16 protein-coding genes are annotated in these 15,998 nt (G+C 71.8%); 10 read left to right on the top strand and 6 right to left on the bottom strand.

Annotation, left to right across the window (positions count from 1 at the left end; genetic code table 11):
* Positions 1 to 3 precede the first annotated feature (3 nt).
* A complete protein-coding gene (locus ACFQE5_RS03010) occupies positions 4 to 516 on the bottom strand; it encodes a toxin-antitoxin system HicB family antitoxin (protein ID WP_379582475.1) in 513 nt (170 codons plus the stop codon).
* A 65-nt stretch (positions 517 to 581) separates the two neighbouring features.
* On the opposite strand from ACFQE5_RS03010, the gene thyX reads away from it, so the two are divergent.
* From thyX to ACFQE5_RS03030, 4 genes are all read left to right on the top strand, one after another.
* Positions 582 to 1,334, top strand: coding sequence for an FAD-dependent thymidylate synthase (gene thyX / locus ACFQE5_RS03015; protein ID WP_379582477.1), 753 nt, complete (start codon positions 582 to 584; stop codon positions 1,332 to 1,334).
* Positions 1,335 to 1,363: 29 nt separating this feature from the next.
* Positions 1,364 to 1,990, top strand: coding sequence for a TIGR03085 family metal-binding protein (locus ACFQE5_RS03020; protein WP_379582479.1), 627 nt, complete (start codon positions 1,364 to 1,366; stop codon positions 1,988 to 1,990).
* Positions 1,991 to 2,044: 54 nt separating this feature from the next.
* Positions 2,045 to 3,052, top strand: a complete 1,008-nt coding sequence (gene dapA / locus ACFQE5_RS03025; RefSeq protein WP_379582481.1) for a 4-hydroxy-tetrahydrodipicolinate synthase — start codon at positions 2,045 to 2,047, stop codon at positions 3,050 to 3,052.
* Positions 3,053 to 3,155: 103 nt separating this feature from the next.
* Positions 3,156 to 4,886, top strand: a complete 1,731-nt coding sequence (locus tag ACFQE5_RS03030) for a ribonuclease J (RefSeq protein ID WP_379582559.1) — start codon at positions 3,156 to 3,158, stop codon at positions 4,884 to 4,886.
* A 7-nt stretch (positions 4,887 to 4,893) separates the two neighbouring features.
* Here ACFQE5_RS03030 and lat read toward each other — a convergent pair whose 3' ends face one another.
* A complete protein-coding gene (gene lat / locus ACFQE5_RS03035) occupies positions 4,894 to 6,201 on the bottom strand; it encodes an L-lysine 6-transaminase (RefSeq protein WP_379582483.1) in 1,308 nt (435 codons plus the stop codon).
* A gap of 80 nt (positions 6,202 to 6,281) precedes the next feature.
* Here lat and ACFQE5_RS03040 point away from each other — a divergent pair, with 80 nt between their 5' ends.
* Both ACFQE5_RS03040 and ACFQE5_RS03045 read left to right on the top strand, forming a co-directional pair.
* On the top strand, positions 6,282 to 6,722 hold the full coding sequence (locus ACFQE5_RS03040; protein ID WP_379582485.1) for an Lrp/AsnC family transcriptional regulator: 441 nt from the start codon (positions 6,282 to 6,284) through the stop codon (positions 6,720 to 6,722).
* A 68-nt stretch (positions 6,723 to 6,790) separates the two neighbouring features.
* Positions 6,791 to 9,295, top strand: a complete 2,505-nt coding sequence (locus ACFQE5_RS03045; RefSeq protein ID WP_379582487.1) for a DNA translocase FtsK — start codon at positions 6,791 to 6,793, stop codon at positions 9,293 to 9,295.
* A gap of 32 nt (positions 9,296 to 9,327) precedes the next feature.
* Here ACFQE5_RS03045 and ACFQE5_RS03050 read toward each other — a convergent pair whose 3' ends face one another.
* The 3 genes from ACFQE5_RS03050 to ACFQE5_RS03060 form a co-directional block, all read right to left on the bottom strand.
* Positions 9,328 to 9,798: a tRNA (cytidine(34)-2'-O)-methyltransferase gene (locus ACFQE5_RS03050; protein ID WP_379582489.1), complete on the bottom strand. Its 471-nt coding sequence runs from the start codon at positions 9,796 to 9,798 to the stop codon at positions 9,328 to 9,330.
* 52 nt (positions 9,799 to 9,850) lie between these two features.
* Entirely contained in the window at positions 9,851 to 10,663 is an 813-nt protein-coding gene (locus ACFQE5_RS03055; protein ID WP_379582491.1) for a helix-turn-helix domain-containing protein, read from the bottom strand.
* Positions 10,664 to 10,740: 77 nt separating this feature from the next.
* The gene (locus ACFQE5_RS03060) at positions 10,741 to 11,238 is read right to left on the bottom strand and encodes an amino-acid N-acetyltransferase (RefSeq protein ID WP_379582493.1); all 498 of its coding nucleotides are present in this window, start codon (positions 11,236 to 11,238) and stop codon (positions 10,741 to 10,743) included.
* A 43-nt stretch (positions 11,239 to 11,281) separates the two neighbouring features.
* On the opposite strand from ACFQE5_RS03060, the gene rimO reads away from it, so the two are divergent.
* The 4 genes from rimO (at position 11,282) to ACFQE5_RS03080 (ending at position 15,039) form a co-directional block, all read left to right on the top strand.
* Entirely contained in the window at positions 11,282 to 12,781 is a 1,500-nt protein-coding gene (gene rimO, locus ACFQE5_RS03065; RefSeq protein ID WP_379582495.1) for a 30S ribosomal protein S12 methylthiotransferase RimO, read from the top strand.
* Between the two features lie 73 nt (positions 12,782 to 12,854).
* A complete protein-coding gene (pgsA, locus tag ACFQE5_RS03070) occupies positions 12,855 to 13,445 on the top strand; it encodes a CDP-diacylglycerol--glycerol-3-phosphate 3-phosphatidyltransferase (RefSeq protein WP_379582497.1) in 591 nt (196 codons plus the stop codon).
* A 159-nt stretch (positions 13,446 to 13,604) separates the two neighbouring features.
* On the top strand, positions 13,605 to 14,000 hold the full coding sequence (locus tag ACFQE5_RS03075) for a helix-turn-helix domain-containing protein (RefSeq protein WP_379582499.1): 396 nt from the start codon (positions 13,605 to 13,607) through the stop codon (positions 13,998 to 14,000).
* 223 nt (positions 14,001 to 14,223) lie between these two features.
* A complete protein-coding gene (locus tag ACFQE5_RS03080; protein ID WP_379582501.1) occupies positions 14,224 to 15,039 on the top strand; it encodes a PspA/IM30 family protein in 816 nt (271 codons plus the stop codon).
* A gap of 42 nt (positions 15,040 to 15,081) precedes the next feature.
* Here the strand turns inward: ACFQE5_RS03080 and ACFQE5_RS03085 are convergent, their stop codons facing one another.
* A complete protein-coding gene (locus ACFQE5_RS03085) occupies positions 15,082 to 15,891 on the bottom strand; it encodes a DNA-formamidopyrimidine glycosylase family protein (protein WP_379582503.1) in 810 nt (269 codons plus the stop codon).
* Positions 15,892 to 15,998 lie beyond the last annotated feature (107 nt).

A 15,998-nucleotide genomic window follows, 5' to 3' on the forward strand; every position in this document is an offset into this window, starting at 1 on the left:
CGTTCACCCCCGCACCCAGCCGCGTAGGCGGCGTCCGTCGTCTGCGCGGCCCCAGTCGCCGCGGCCGGCTCGTTTGCCGGCCTTGCCCAGCAGTGCTCCCTGCACGGCCTGCGACACCCATGCGTTCAGCGACACCCCCTGTGCCGCCGCCGCCTGCTCGGCCTGGCTCTTGATCTGCTCCACCAGCCGCAGGGTGATACGGCTGATGTCGCCGGCATCCGGGCCGGTCGTCGGCGGAAGGTGCGGTGCCGACGGCTCGGTCTCCGGCTCGGTGGTCTCCGGGCTGACCGAGACGCGTACCTCACGCCCGTCGAGCCGGACCTCGACGACGCGGTCGCCCAGCGCCGCGGTCACCTCGGCGGCGAGATCGGCGAGGGCATTCATGATCGACAAACGGGCGGCGGGTTCGAGCGCGGCCCCGAGCAGCGCGGCCGTTCGTCTGGTCTGCTCGTCGCCGGCAGCCGCAGCCGCGGAGAGATCCTCACGCAGCTGGGTGACGTACTGGCTGACATCCATGACGCCACTATGGCGTCTTTGTGATGTCACGGCAAGCTGTCGGGCCACCCGGCTACGCTCGCCGCATGCCGGACACCGTGCCCCTGCGTGTGCAACTGGTCGCCAAGACGGAGTTCCTCCCACCGGCCGACGTGCCCTGGAGCACCGACGCCGACGGTGGCGAGGCGTTGGCCGAGTTCGCCGGGCGGGCCTGCTACCAATCGTGGTCCAAACCCAATCCCGCCACCGCCACGAACGCCGGATATCTGCACCACATCCTCGAGGTCGGACATCTGTCGGTCCTCGAACACGGCACGGTCAGCTTCTACCTGACGGGCGTCTCGCGCAGCCTCACCCACGAACTGATCCGGCACCGGCACTTCTCCTACAGCCAGCTGTCGCAGCGCTACGTGCCCGAACGCGACGCGGCGATGGTGGAGCCCGCCGTGATCGCCGACGATCCGGAGCTGCACGCGCTGTTCCTCGAGGCCACGGCGGCGTCGGTCAAGGCCTACGAGGAGCTGCTGGCAGGCTTGCAGCGGCGCTTCGCCGACGTCCCCAACGCCACCCTGCGCCGCAAGCAGGCGCGGCAGGCGGCGCGCGCCGTGCTGCCCAACGCGACCGAGACCCGCATCGTCGTCACCGGCAACTATCGGGCATGGCGGCATTTCATCGGGATGCGCGCAACGGAACACGCCGATGTCGAGATCCGTGGCCTGGCCATCGAATGCCTGCGTCAGCTGCAGCGCGAGGTGCCCAACGCCTTCAGCGACTTCGAGATCCAGGAGCTGCCGGACGGAACGGAGATCGCTTCGAGCCCGTTCGTCACCGAGGGGTGACCCGCGCGGCGCATCGGTACGTTGGGCACGTGAGCCTCGCGACGACGGAACGAGCAGCGATCTGCGACGAGTTCGAGCGATCCGGTCCCGACCGGCCGACGCTCTGCTCGGGCTGGACGTCCCGCGACCTGCTGGCACACCTGCTCGTCCGGGAGCGCCAGCCGTGGGCGGCCCCCGGCATCGTGCTGCCACTGTTCGCCCCGATCACCGAGCGCGCCATGCAGAGCTATGCCGACACCCCGTGGCAGCACATGATCGACGAGCTGCGTGCGGGCCCGCCGCCCTGGTCGCCCTACTGGATCACCAAGGTCGATGAGCGCGCCAACGGTGCGGAGTTCTTCGTGCACCACGAGGATGTCCGGCGCGGGGAGCCGGGCTGGGCGCCCCGCGGACCCGACGCGGACCGCGACGCCGAGCTCTGGACGGTGCTCGGGCGAATCGGCCGGGTGCTGCTGCGCCGCATTCCGACCGGGGTGCTGCTGCGCAGGCCCGACGGCGAGCAGCAGGTCGTGCGCACCGGGCGCGGCCTCGTCACGGTCGTCGGTGAGCCGGGCGAACTCGTGCTGCACGCATTCGGCCGGTCCGCGGCACGGATCGAGCTGGAGGGCTCGGCAGCCGACCTGGACGCGTATCGCAGCGCCCCACGCGGTCTGTGACGGCGGCCGTCCGCCGACATGCGATCGCCGGTGCGGGAGGTACGGTCATGGACCATGACGCCGACCCCAGCTCCGCAGCGTCCGCCGGGCCGCCCGTTCGGTCAGGTGCTGACCGCGATGGTCACCCCGTTCGACTCCGACGGGGCGCTCGATCTGGCCACCGCCGAGGAACTGGCCAACCACCTCGTTGAGCTGGGCAACGACGGTCTCGTCGTCAACGGCACCACCGGGGAGAGCCCGACGACCACCGACGCCGAGAAGTCGGAGCTGATCCGCGCGGTGGTCGGCGCGGTTGGCGACCGCGCAACGGTCGTCGCGGGTGCGGGCACCTACGACACCGCCCACAGCGTGCACCTGGCGCGCGAGGCGGAGAAGGCGGGCGCACACGGGCTGCTGGTGGTGACGCCGTACTACTCGCGGCCCCCGCAGTCGGGCCTGGTGCTGCATTTCACCGCGGTGGCCGACGCGACCGACCTGCCGGTGATGCTCTACGACATCCCGCCGCGCAGCGTGATCCCGATCGAGGTCGAGACGCTGCAGCGGCTCGCCGAGCACCCTCGGATCGTCGCGGTCAAGGACGCGCGCAACGACCTGCGCGCCGGCACCGAGGTGCTGGCCACGACGACCCTGGCCTACTACTCCGGTGACGATCCGGTGAACCTGCCGTGGCTGTCCGTCGGTGCGGTCGGTTTCGTCAGCGTGATCGGTCACGTCGTCGCCGACCGGCTGCGGGCGATGCTCGTGGCCTTCGAGACCGGTGAGCACGACCGGGCTCGGGCCCTGCACTACGGGACCCTGCCGGTGATCCGGGCGATGGGACGGGTCGGCGGGGCGGTATTCGCCAAGACGGCGATGCGGCTGCGCGGCCTGGACGTCGGCGAGCCTCGGCTGCCGTTGCCGCCGGCGACGCCGGAGCAGGTCGCGGCCATCGCCACCCATCTCGCCACCGCCGGCGTCGCGCTCGACCCGGACGTCTCGCTTCCTGGCGACGGCCGACGGGGCTACGGGGCGCTGGGGGCGCGCGCGGCGGCCGATCTCGGCGCGGAGGTTGCGCTCCCGTGATCATCGCTATCGGCATACCCGGCCGTTCGGCGACACCGCAGGACTCGCGGTGAGCCGGCCACGCGGCCGGGGGGACCGGGCCCGGTCCGATCGGCGGCCCCGCATGGAGCACCGGGAGCGCCCGGCGCCGAGGGCCGCGGATGAGGTCAGTCCCGCCGAACTACCGACCGGACCACCGCCGCCCCTGCCGGACGGCGGGCTCCGGGTGTTCGCGCTCGGCGGCATCGGCGAGATCGGTCGCAACATGACGGTCTTCGAACACGCCGGCCGGCTGCTCGTCGTCGACTGTGGGGTGTTGTTCCCGGCCGAGGACTCACCCGGGGTGGACCTGATCCTGCCCGACTTCCGGGCCATCGAGGACCGGCTCGACGACATCGACGCCCTTGTGCTCACCCACGGCCATGAGGACCATATCGGCGCGGTGCCGTTCCTGTTGCGTCAGCGCCCCGACCTGATGATCGTCGGGTCGCGGTTCACGCTCGCGCTCGTCGCCGAGAAGTGCAAGGAGCACCGCCTCAGCCCGCACCTGCTCGAGGTGAAGGAGGGCGACCGGTCTCGGCATGGCATCTGGGACTGCGAGTACTTCGCCGTCAACCACTCCATTCCGGACGCCCTGGCCGTCGCGATCCGCACCCGGGCAGGGCTGGTGCTGCACAGCGGTGACATCAAGCTCGACCAGCTCCCGCTCGACGGGCGGCTCACCGATCTCGCGGGCTTCTCGCGGCTCGGCGACGAGGGCGTGGACCTGTTTCTGGTCGACTCCACCAACGCGGACGTGCCCGGCTTCGTCACCCCGGAACGGGAGATCGGCCCGATCATCGACGGGGTGTTCCACCGCTCACCGTCGCGGATCATCGTGGCCTGCTTCGCCAGCCACGTGCACCGGGTGCAGCAGGTGATCGACGCGGCGGTCCGACATGAGCGCCGGGTGTGTTTCGTCGGTCGCTCGATGGTGCGCAACATGGGCGTGGCGGCTGAGCTCGGGCTGTTGGAGATCCCCGACGGGCTGCTCGTCGATCTCGACGAGGCGATGACGCTGCCCGACGACGAGCTGGTCCTGGTGTCCACCGGGTCGCAGGGCGAGCCCCTCTCCGCGCTGTCGCGGATGGCGCGCGGCGAGCACCGTTCGGTGCGGATCCAGCCGCAGGACACGGTCATCCTGGCCAGCTCGCTGATCCCGGGCAACGAGACCGCCGTCTTCGGGGTGATCAACGGGCTGATCCGGCTCGGCGCGACCGTGGTGCACCAGGGCAACGCGCGGGTCCATGTCTCGGGCCATGCCTCGGCCGGTGAGCTGCTGTTCCTCTACAACGCGGTGCGGCCGTCCAACGTCATGCCGGTGCACGGCGAGTGGCGCCACCTGCGAGCCAACGGCAGGCTCGCGGTGCAGACCGGGGTGCCGGAACAGGCCGTGGTGCTCGCCGAGGACGGCGTCGTCGTCGACCTCGTGGACGGGTGCGCCCGGATCACCGGCCGGGTGGAGGTCGGCCGGGTCTACGTCGACGGCCTCGCGGTCGGCGACATCGGCGAGACCACGCTGACCGACCGGCTGGTGCTGGGTGAGGGCGGGTTCATCGCGATCACGGTGGCGGTGGATGCCCATACCGGACGCGCCCGGTCCCGGCCCACGGTGTCGGGGCGGGGATTCTCCGACGACCCCAAGGCGCTCGACGCGGTGCTCCCGCTGGTCGAGGACGAGCTGTCGCGCACCGAGATCGAGGGAATCACCGACACCCACCGCATCGCCCAGGCCGTGCGCCGCGTGGTCGGCAGGTGGGTGGGGGAGACCTACCGGCGCCGACCGATGATCGTTCCGACGGTGATCGCGGTCTGAGCGGCGGTCACGGCCGTACCGCCCGGGCCAGCGCCGCGACCGCGAGGTCCAGTTCGTCCTCGCCGATCGTCAGCGCGGGACGGAACCGGATCGAGCGTTCCCCGCAACCGAGGACCAGCACCTTCTCGTCGCGGAGCAAGCGGGTCAGCGTGGCGTCGCGGGCCTCGGGAGTGGGAAGGTCGACCGCGACGAACAGGCCGCGACCGCGCACGTTGTCGATCCCCGAGACGGTGGCCAGCCCGTCGAGCAGCCGCTTGCCGAGCACCCCGGCCCGTTCGATCAGTCCCTGGGACTCGATCACCTCCAGGTAGCGCCGGGACCGCACCATGTCGGTGAGGCCACCGCCCCACGTCGAGTTGATCCGCGAGGACACCCGGAAGACGTTGTCCGGCACCTCGTCCACCCGCCCGCCCGCCATGATTCCGCAGACCTGCACCTTCTTGCCGAACGCCACGATGTCGGGCTGCACGCCGAGCTGCTGGTAGGCCCACGCGGTGCCGGTCGTCCCGGCTCCGGTCTGCACCTCGTCGAGCACGAACAGAGCGTCGTGCTCGTGGCAGAGCGCCTGCATCGCCTGGAGGAACTCGCCGCGCATGTGGTTGTCGCCGCCCTCGCCCTGGATCGGTTCGGCGATGAAGCAGGCGATGTCGTGCGGATGCGCGGCGAACGCGGCGCGGGCCTGGGCGAGCGCACGCCGCTCCGCGGCCTCGACCTGCGCGAGGTCGATCGGGAACCGGATCGCGGGAACGTCGATCCGCGGCCAGTCGAACGTCGGGAACAACGCCGTCTTGACCGGGTCGGTGTTGGTGAGCGAGAGAGCGTAGCCGCTGCGGCCGTGGAACGCCCGGCGCAGATGCAGGACCTTCGTCCCGAGCTCGGCCGGACGTCCGCACAGCGCGTTATGCCTTCGCTTCCAGTCGAACGCGACCTTCAGCGCGTTCTCGACGGCGGCCGCCCCGCCCTCGATGAGGAACAGGTGCGGCAGGGCCGGGTCACCGAGCACCCGTTCGAAGGTCTCGACGAACATGGCGAGCTGGCTCGTGTAGACGTCCGAGTTGGACGGCTTGTTGACCGCGATCTCGGTCAGCTCGTCGAGGAACGCCGGATCCCCGGTGAGCGCCGCGGGGTTGATGCCCAGCGGGGCCGAGGCGAAGAAGCTGAACAGATCCAGGTAGCGGTGTCCGTCACGGGCATCCACCAGCCAGGACCCCTGGCTGGCCCGGGTGTCGAGCACCAGGTCGAAGCCGTCCAGGAGCAGGTGGCGGCGCAGCGTCTCGGGAACGCGTTCGGGCGGAACCGGGAAGGTGACGGCCATACCTCCAGTGTGGACGTGATCTGCGGCGACGCACGACGCCGAACGTCGATGTTGGCGGGCGAAGTGCCACGATGTGGGCTGTGGGACCGACGGATCGTCAGCTCGACGACCTCGACCGCAGGTTGCTTGCGCTGCTTGCGGCCGACGGGCGTACGCCGATGGCGGAGCTGGGGCGCGTCGTCGGGCTGTCCCGCACCGCGGTGCTCGCCCGGGTCCAGCGCCTCGAGCGCGACGGGGTGATCCGCGGCTATCACGCCGAGGTGGTGCTGCCGGGGGACGCGACGGCGCACCGGGCCCGGGTCGGCATCGTCATCCACACCCCTGACGTCGCCGGGTACGTGCGGCGGCTTCGAGACCTCCCCGGCCTCAGCGAGATCGAGACGGTGACCGGAGAGTACGACCTGATGGTGCAGGTCACCGCCGCGACCGCGGGGGAGCTCGACGCGGTGCTCGACCGGATCTCCGGCTGGCCGGCGACGGTCCGCACCACGACGTGGGTGGTGCTGACGCGCTACGCGTGAGCGGGACGACTCCGGGGGCCCGGGTGTCGGTCCCCGGAGCGGGGCGTCGTCCCGGATACCGTGGGCGGATGGCACGACGGACGACCGCAGGCGGGGGTAAACCGACCGCGGCGCGGTCGTCCCGCAGCTCCAGGAGCGCCGGCTCGTCCGGGCGGACCCGCCGCTCGTCGGGCGCCACCCGGCGTCCCGGCGCCCGCAAGCCTCCGCCGCGGCGCAACCCCGATCTGCTCGACCGCGGGATGGACGCGGTCGGGCACGGCGTGCTCCGACTCGGGAAGGCGGCTCGGTGGGCGGCGGGCCGGGCGGTGGAGCGGACCCGGGAGATCGACCCCGCGCATCGGCGCAACGGCCTCGGCGTCGCCCTCATCGTGCTCGCCGTGGTGGTGGCCGCGGGGGTCTGGTGGGGCGCGGGCGGACCGGTCGGGGCCGGGCTGTCCGCGGCCGTCGGCGCGGTCCTCGGGGTGACCGGGGCGCTGCTGCCGGTGGTGCTGCTCGGCGTCGGGATCGTGTTGATGATCTCCGAACCGCATCCGGAGGCGCGGTCTCGGCTGATCCTGGGGACGCTGCTGCTCAGCCTGGGTGTGCAGGGCCTGGTGCACCTGTTCACCGGGCTGCCGGACGATCCCGCGAACTGGTCGCGGGGCGGCGGGGCGCTCGGCTACCTCGCGGCGACGCCGCTGGCCAGTGGGCTCACCGGCTGGGTGGCCACGCCGGTGCTCGTCCTGTTGTCGGGCTATGCCGTCACGGTCCTCACCGACACGCTGGTGACGGAGATCCCCGACCGGGTCCGCCGGTTGCTCGGCCGCCCCGTTCCCGAGCCCGGGGACGACGAGCAGGCCGCCGAGGACGGAACGGACCCGGTGCTGGAGGCCGAGGTCGAGCCGCTGCGGCGGCCGTCGCGACGGCGCCAGGCCCGCGAGGCGGACGCGTTCCGCGACGAGCCCGACGAGGCGACCGAGGACACCCAGGCAGGCGAGAGCCCCCGCCGGCCCACGGCCCGCCCGGCGGCCGCGTCCGAGCCGGCGCAGGCCGCGGGGGAGCAGCTCGCCATGGCCGTCCGGGAGCCCGCGAGCGACTCGGAGTACCTGCTGCCGCCGTCGGACCTGCTGCCGAGCGGCCCGGCGCCCAAGACCCACAGCCGCGCGAACGATGCGATGATCGAGGCGATCAGCGGCGTGCTGGTGCAGTTCAACGTCGACGCGCAGGTCACCGGCTTCACCCGAGGCCCGACCGTCACCCGCTACGAGATCGAGCTCGGCGTCGGAGTGAAGGTCGAGAAGATCACCCAGCTGACCCGCAACCTCGCCTACGCGGTGGCCACCGACAACGTCCGGCTGCTCGCGCCGATCCCCGGGAAGTCGGCCGTGGGCATCGAGGTTCCGAACACCGACCGCGAGATGGTCCGACTCGGCGACGTGCTGCGCTCGTCCGCCGCGCGGGGCGAGCAGCATCCGATGGTGATCGGGCTGGGTAAGGACATCGAGGGCGATTTCCTCGTCGCGAACCTGGCGAAGATGCCGCATCTGCTGGTCGCGGGCTCCACCGGCTCCGGCAAGTCCAGCTTCGTGAACTCGATGCTGGTCTCGTTGCTGTCGCGGGCCACGCCGGACGAGGTGCGGATGATCCTCATCGACCCGAAGATGGTGGAGCTCACCCCGTACGAGGGCATCCCGCACCTGATCACGCCGATCATCACCCAGCCGAAGAAGGCGGCCTCGGCGCTGGCCTGGCTGGTCGAGGAGATGGAGCAGCGCTACCAGGACATGCAGGCCAGCCGGGTGCGCCACGTCGACGACTTCAACCGCAAGGTGCGCTCCGGCGAGATCACCGCTCCGCCGGGCAGCCAACGCGAGTACCGCCCGTACCCGTACATCATGTGCATCGTCGACGAGCTCGCCGACCTGATGATGACCGCGCCACGCGACGTCGAGGATGCGGTCGTGCGGATCACCCAGAAGGCCCGCGCAGCCGGCATTCACCTGGTGCTGGCGACCCAGCGGCCGTCGGTCGACGTCGTCACCGGTCTGATCAAGACGAACGTGCCGTCGCGGCTGGCGTTCGCCACCTCGTCGCTCACCGACTCGCGGGTGATCCTCGACCAACCGGGCGCGGAGAAGCTCATCGGGATGGGTGATGCGCTGTATCTGCCGATGGGTGCCAGCAAACCGGTGCGGATGCAGGGCGCGTTCGTCGGGGACGACGAGATCGCCAAGGTGGTCACGTTCACCAAGGAACAGGCCGAGCCGACCTACACCGAGGGCGTCACCGCGGCCAAGGCGGGCGAGCAGAAGGAGATCGACCCTGATATCGGCGACGACCTGGACCTGCTGCTGCAGGCCGCCGAGCTCGTCGTCTCCTCGCAGTTCGGCTCGACGTCGATGCTGCAGCGCAAGCTGCGGGTCGGGTTCGCGAAGGCGGGCAGGTTGATGGACCTGCTCGAGTCCCGCGGCGTCGTGGGGCCATCGGAGGGGTCGAAGGCCCGCGACGTGCTGATCAAGCCGGACGAGCTGGAGAACGTGCTCTGGCTGATCCGGGGCGGGAACGGCCCCGAGCCCGGCGGCGATCCCCCGTGAGTGCAGAACGGTGTGCGAACACCGCTCGGCCCTCACAACCCCTGCTGAGCTGCGAAACCCTGTTGCCGCCAGGCCTCGTAGACGGCGATCGCGACCGCGTTGGACAGGTTCAGCGACCGGGAGGCCGGCACCATCGGCAGCCGCACCCGGGCGGTGACCTGCGGGGCCTGCTGCACCGGCACGGGCAGGCCGGTCGACTCCGGGCCGAACAGCAGGACGTCGCCCGGCGCGTAATCGACGTCGGCGTAGCAGCGGCTCGCCGTCGTGGCGAACGCGAACACCCGCGCCGGTAGCAGCGCGGCCCAGGCCGCGTCGAGGTCGGCGTGCACCTGCACCTGAGCAAGATCGTGGTAGTCCAGCCCGGCCCGCCGCACATGGCGGGCGGCCAGGGAGAACCCGAGCGGCTCCACGAGATGCAGTTCGGCGCCGGTATTGGCCGCCAAGCGGATCGCGTTCCCGGTGTTGGGTGGGATCTCGGGGGCGAGCAGCACGATCCGGAACACGCGACCGATCCTGCTCCTGCGCCGGTCCGCGGCGGAGGCGGGGTCGTGCTGCTCAGCCGGGTCGCTCGGCCAGCCAGGCGGTGGCGGTGATGCCGGCGAGGTCGCGGAACTCGCGGGCCAGGTGCGCCTGGTCGACGTAGCCGCAGTCCGCGGCGACCGCGGCGAGGGCGGGCCGTCGGGGGTGGCGCAGCAGGTCGCAGGCCCGCTCGAAGCGGATGACCCGGGCGGCGGCTTTCGGGGCCAGGCCGATCTCCCGGCGGAACCGGTCGGCCAGGTGCCGCCGACTCCAGCCCACCTCGCGGGCGAGCCGCTCGATCCGCAGCCTGCCACCGGTGGCCGCCAGCCGGTCCCAGGCGTACCCGACCTCGGGCGGAGGCTCGCGGCGCCGCCGGCCCTCGGCCAGCCGGGTCAGCGCGGCATCGAGCAGGGCGAACCGCTCGGGCCAGGACGGGATGGTGGCGAGCCGGTCGAGGAGCGGGTCGATCCGGCGCCCCAGTAGCTCAGCGAGGTCGACGACGTCGCCCGCGAGCACCCCGGCCGGGGCGCCGAGCAGGGCCCGGGCGCCGCGCCAGGTCAGCTGCAGCTGCAGCCCGGTTTGCGGCTCGTTCTGTGCGATCACGGCCGGTGCGTCGGACAGGCCGCCGACCAGTGCCGCGAACGAACCGGGGGCGCGGGTGGGGTCGGGCATGCGCAGGAGTTCGACGGTGCCGTCGAGGCAGAGCAGGAACGTCAGATGCGCCGAGGGGACGCCCTGGTGGGTGCCCGGTCGGGTGGGGGCTATGCGATAACCGGTGTAGCCGGTGACGTAGTCCCGCAGCGCCGGTGATGGCTGCGTCCACACCAGTTCGCCGCGGGTGTCGCCCACGGCGGCAGGATACGACGGATCTGCGCAGCTCGACGCGGGCTGTGAGTGCGTAACAGTGTGGGAACACTGTTACGCACTCACAGGTGGAGCATCATGCGGACGTTACCCAGCGTGTTGGGCTTGACGTGGGCGAGGTCGAGGAACTCCGCGACACCGGCGTCGTAGGAGCGCAACATCGCGGCGAAGACGTCCGGCGACACCGGTGTTCCGTCGATCTCGGCGAACCCGTGCCTGCCGAAGAACGAGCGCTCGAAGGTCAGCACGAACAGCCGGCTCAGCCCGAGCTCGCGGGCGTTGGCGATGAGCCCGTCGACGATGGCGTGTCCGACGCCGTGGCCCAGCAGGCGCGGGTGCACAGCGACCGTGCGGACCTCCCCGAGGTCCTCCCACAGCACGTGCAACGCGCCACAGCCGACCACCTCCTCGTCCAGCTCCGCGACCAGGAACTCCTGCACGGACTCGTACAGGGTGATGATCTCCTTGGCCAGCAGGACCCGCCCGGCATAGGCGTCCACCAGGGATTTGATGGCCGTCACGTCGGCGGTCCGAGCTCGCCGTACGAGCACCTCTGCCACGGCACGCAGGGTAGATCACCGGCCGACGGATACCCTGACCGGCGTGTCAACACCCAGTCGTGCCGATGCGCGCCCCGGAACCGTCCCGCGGCGCGCCGCCCTGCTGACCCTGGGCTGCGCGCGCAACGAGGTCGACTCCGAGGAGCTCGCCGGCCGCCTGGTCGGCAGCGGGTGGGAGCTCGTGGAGGCCGACTCGTCCGCGGGCGGTCCAACGCCGGACGTCATCGTGGTCAACACGTGCGGCTTCGTCGAGCAGGCCAAGAAGGACTCGATCGACACCCTGCTCGCCGCGGCGGACGTCGCCAAGGACGGCGGCGCGAAGGTCGTGGCGGTGGGCTGTCTGGCCGAGCGCTACGGCGCCGAGCTGGCCGAAAGCCTGCCCGAGGCCGACGCCGTGCTCGGTTTCGACGCCTATCCCGACCTCGCGCAGCGCCTCGGCGATCTGCTCAGCGGTCATGCGCCCGCCCCGCACGTGCCCACCGACCGCCGCACGCTGCTGCCGATCTCGCCGGTGCACCGTCCGGACGCCGCGGCTGAGGTCTCGGTCCCCGGGCACGCGTGGGTCCCCGACCTGTCGCGGCGGCGGCTTTCCGAGGGCCCCGTCGCGCCGCTCAAGCTGGCGTCGGGTTGCGACCGGCGCTGCGCCTTCTGCGCGATCCCGTCCTTCCGCGGCGCGTTCGTGTCCCGGCGGCCGGACGACGTCCTCGCCGAGGCGGCCTGGCTGGCCCGCCAGGGCGTCCGGGAGATCGTCCTGGTCAGTGAGAACTCCACGTCCTACGGCAAGGACCTACCCGGTGGCACGCGGGCGCTGGTCGAGTTGCTGCCGCGGATGGCGCAGGTCCCGGGCATCGATCGGGTCCGGGTGAGCTATCTGCAGCCTGCTGAGCTGCGGCCGGACCTGCTGCGGGTCATCGCGGCCACCCCGGGCATCGCGTCGTACTTCGACCTGTCCTTCCAGCATGCCAGCCCGTCGGTGCTGCGCCGCATGCGCCGGTTCGGCTCGCGGGCCGATTTCCTCGATCTGTGCGAGCGGATCCGCGCGATCAATCCCGAGGCGGGCATCCGCAGCAACGTGATCGTCGGGTTTCCCGGCGAGACCGAGGACGACCTGGCCGAGCTGGAGGCGTTCCTCACCGAGGCCAGGCTCGATGCGGTGGGAGTGTTCGGCTATTCCGACGAGGAGGGCACCGAGGCGGCGGGTTACGACGGAAAGCTGCCCGCCGATGTCGTCGCCGCGCGGGTGTCGCGGATCTCGGCGCTGGTCGACGAGCTGATGGTGCAACGGGCCGAGGATCGCGTCGGCACGGAGGTGACGGTCCTGGTCGAGAGCGCCGAGGACGAGGACTTCGAATGCACCGGGCGCGCCGAGCACCAGGCTCCGGAGGTCGACGGCGAGTGCATCATCGAGCGCGGCTCGGGTCTGGTGCCCGGTGACCTCGTACGGGCGGTGGTCGTCGACACCGAGGGCACCGACCTGGTCGTCTCGCCGCGCGAGGTCCTCGCGCCGACCCAGCCGGATCCGCCGACGCAGGGTTCGACGTGACCGCGTCCGCGCGCGCCGGGAGCGACGCGCCGGTCCGGCGGCCGCGGCAGGTGCCCGGCCGCGGGGAGGGTCCGTGAGCAGGCCCGGGGTGGGAGCGTCCAGCCCGGCGCCGCTGCTCAACATCGCCAACGTGCTCACCGGGCTACGCCTGCTGCTGGTGCCGGTGTTCCTGGCCGTGCTGCTCGTCGAGCAGGGCCGCAGCGTCGACTGGCGGCTCGCCGCGTTCGGCGTGTTCGCTGTCGCCGCGTTCACCGACCGGCTCGACGGTCGGATCGCCCGCAGCCGGGGACTGGTCACCGCGTTCGGCACCGTCGCCGATCCGATCGCCGACAAGGCGCTGACCGGGGCGGCGTGGGTCGGACTCTCGGTGCTCGGACTCATCCCGTGGTGGGCCACCATCGTGATCATGGGCCGGGAGCTGGCCATCACCCTGCTGCGGTTGTGCGTGCTGCGCCACGGCGTGATCCCGGCCAGCCGCGGCGGCAAGGCCAAGACGGTGGTGCAGTCCCTGGCGATCGGTCTGTTCCTGTTGCCGCTGGAGGAACTGTTCGGTGATCTCGTCGTCGTCACCGTGCGCTGGACGGTGCTCGCGCTCGCGATCGTGCTGACCGTGGGCAGCGGGCTGGACTATGTCCTGCAGGCGATGCGGCTGCGCCGCTGCTGAGCGACCCGGAGCCGGTGAGTCCCTGAGCCGCCGAGACGTTCGCCGTGGGCGAACGTGGCGTGGCCAGGTGATCGGAGACGAGGGTCGGCCGGACTCGGTACGGTGAGGCCAGCGTGTCCTGGCGCGACCGGGCCGGACGGGTGTGACGAGGAGGGTGGCATGGCTGTGCTGCTTCGTGAAGCGATCGGCGGCAGCCTTCGGCGCGCCCGGACCGCCCGGCGGCGGACCCTGCGGGAGGTGTCCCGACGCGCGCGAGTGAGCCTGGGGTATCTGTCGGAGGTCGAGCGCGGGGTCAAGGAACCGTCCAGCGAGCTGCTCGCCTCGATCTGTGAGGCGCTCGAGATCACACTGCCCGACCTGCTGGCGACGGCCGCCGAGGACATGGCGGCCGCGATGCGCCTCCCGATGGTCGTGCCCATCGGCCTGCGCCACGCCGACCTGCGGATCGCGGGCGCACCGACGTCGCTGGACCAGGCCCCGTCGAACCCCCTCGTCGGCCCGCAGCCGACGACCGCTCCGCCGGCCCCGATGGCCAGCGTCAGCGCGGCCGCCTGAGGACCGGTTTCCGTCACGGTGCCCGACTGCGCTCTCCTACCCGATTCGGTAGCCTGGCCCTCGGGCTGCCCCCTGGGCGGCCTCCGGAAGATCCCCGATATCGTCGGTGGGCGCTGGAAAGCGGGACCGGCGCGGTGCCACGATGGGCGGAGCGCGCACCGGTACCGCGGGGCCGGCATGGCGCGGTGGCAGACGGTGTCGCACTCGGAGGTAGGCGGAACAGATGGCCAACCCTTTTGTCAAAGCCTGGAAATACCTGATGGCGCTGTTTTCGTCGAAGGTCGATGAGTACGCCGACCCGAAGGTGCAGATCCAGCAGGCCATCGAGGACGCTCAGCGCCAGCACCAAGCGCTCTCCCAGCAGGCGGCGGCGGTCATCGGCAACCAGCGGCAGTTGGAGATGAAGCTCAACCGGCAGCTCGGTGAGATCGAGAAGCTGCAGGCCTCGGCCCGCCAGGCGCTCGTGCTGGCCGACCAGGCCAGGGCCGCCGGCGACGAGACCACCGCGCAGCAGCGCGAGCAGGCAGCGCAGGCGTTCGCAACGCAGCTGGTCGCGGCCGAACAGTCGGTCGAGGACCTCAAGACGCTGCACGACCAGTCGATCCAGGCGGCTGCCCAGGCCAAGCAGGCCGTCGAGCGCAACTCGATGATGTTGCAGCAGAAGATCGCCGAGCGGACGAAGCTGCTCAGCCAGCTCGAGCAGGCCAAGATGCAGGAGCAGGCCGCGGCCTCGCTGCGGCAGATGAGCGAGCTGTCCGCACCGGGGAACACCCCCTCGCTGGAGGAGGTCCGCGACAAGATCGAGCGGCGCTATGCCAACGCGATCGGCTCCGCCGAGCTGGCGCAGAACTCGGTGCAGGGCCGGATGCTCGAGGTGCAGCAGTCCACTGTCGATCTGGCGGGCCAGAACCGCCTCGAGCAGATCCGCGCCTCGCTGCGCGGCGCCCCGGTCGCCGGTGAGGTCACGGCGGGTCCCAACCCGGCCCAACCCGCGCCCGCGCCCGCGCCGCAGCGTCAGCAGCAGCCCGGCACCGCCTGAGCCATTCGTGCCGGCGCCTCATGGCTCCATGAGGCGCCGCCCTCAACTCGGGGGTGGGGCAGGACCCGGCTGACAGCGCGGGCACCAGTAGGCCACCCGCGCGTGGCTGCCGTTGCCCTGCATCGCGGTGCGGATCCGGGTGCCGCAGCGGCGACAGGGCTGCCCGGCCCGCCCGTACACCCAGTGCGCCTCGGCGGGGTTCGCCGAACCGGTCGTGCTCTGCTGGGGTCGATCGGCGTTGCGCCGCAACAGGTCTCGTGCCAGAGAGATCGCTGCGGACGGTTCGGGGACGTCGCGTACCGGCGTCCACGGCGAGAGACCGAGCAGGAAGCACACCTCGGTCTTGTAAAGGTTCCCCACCCCCGCCATCACTCGTTGCTCCAGCAGCGCGAGCCCGATCTCGTGATCGGCTCGCGCGGCGAGCCTGCGCAGCGCCTCCGCGGAATGGGTCGTGTCCCAGCAGGGATCGAGCAGGTCGGGGCCGAGGTGGCCGACGAGCCGGTCCTCCTGCGCGGTCGGGAGCAGTACGAGGTCGTGCAGCGCGAATCCGACGGCGACTCGATCATCGGTTTCGAGCACGACCCGCGCCTGGTGCGCCGGACGTTTCCAGCGCATTGCGGGTCGGTAGAGGTGCCAGGCGCCGTCCATGCGCAGATGGCTGTGCAGGCTGCGGCCGTCGTCGAAGCGGGTGAACAGGTGCTTTCCGACGGTGGCGACCCCGGTGACGGTCCGGCCCGCCAGGTCGTGCTCGACCCAGCGCGGATGACGCAGCTCGCCCCGCCGCAACCGCTGACCGGTCAGCGCGGCGCGCAGCCGCTTGCCGGCGAGGTGGACGGTGTCGCCCTCGGGCACGGCTCGACGGTACGCGCATCCACCGATCGGTGGAGCGGCGATCCACCGGCGCGATCCGCCTCCCGCGCCGCACGGTCGATCCCTGACGCGCGCGGGCCCGCGAGTCT

It is taken from the genome of Pseudonocardia hispaniensis (genome assembly GCF_042658695.1).
GTDB lineage: Bacteria > Actinomycetota > Actinomycetes > Mycobacteriales > Pseudonocardiaceae > Pseudonocardia > Pseudonocardia hispaniensis.

Bases quoted from the DNA above. Each gene is read 5' to 3' on its own strand.
- ACFQE5_RS03010 (WP_379582475.1), bottom strand. From the start codon at position 516: ATGGATGTCAGCCAGTACGTCACCCAGCTGCGTGAGGATCTCTCCGCG.
- thyX (WP_379582477.1), top strand. From the start codon at position 582: ATGCCGGACACCGTGCCCCTGCGTGTGCAACTGGTCGCCAAGACGGAG.
- dapA (WP_379582481.1), top strand. From the start codon at position 2,045: ATGACGCCGACCCCAGCTCCGCAGCGTCCGCCGGGCCGCCCGTTCGGT.
- ACFQE5_RS03030 (WP_379582559.1), top strand. From the start codon at position 3,156: ATGGAGCACCGGGAGCGCCCGGCGCCGAGGGCCGCGGATGAGGTCAGT.
- lat (WP_379582483.1), bottom strand. From the start codon at position 6,201: ATGGCCGTCACCTTCCCGGTTCCGCCCGAACGCGTTCCCGAGACGCTG.
- ACFQE5_RS03045 (WP_379582487.1), top strand. From the start codon at position 6,791: ATGGCACGACGGACGACCGCAGGCGGGGGTAAACCGACCGCGGCGCGG.
- ACFQE5_RS03075 (WP_379582499.1), top strand. From the start codon at position 13,605: ATGGCTGTGCTGCTTCGTGAAGCGATCGGCGGCAGCCTTCGGCGCGCC.
- ACFQE5_RS03080 (WP_379582501.1), top strand. From the start codon at position 14,224: ATGGCCAACCCTTTTGTCAAAGCCTGGAAATACCTGATGGCGCTGTTT.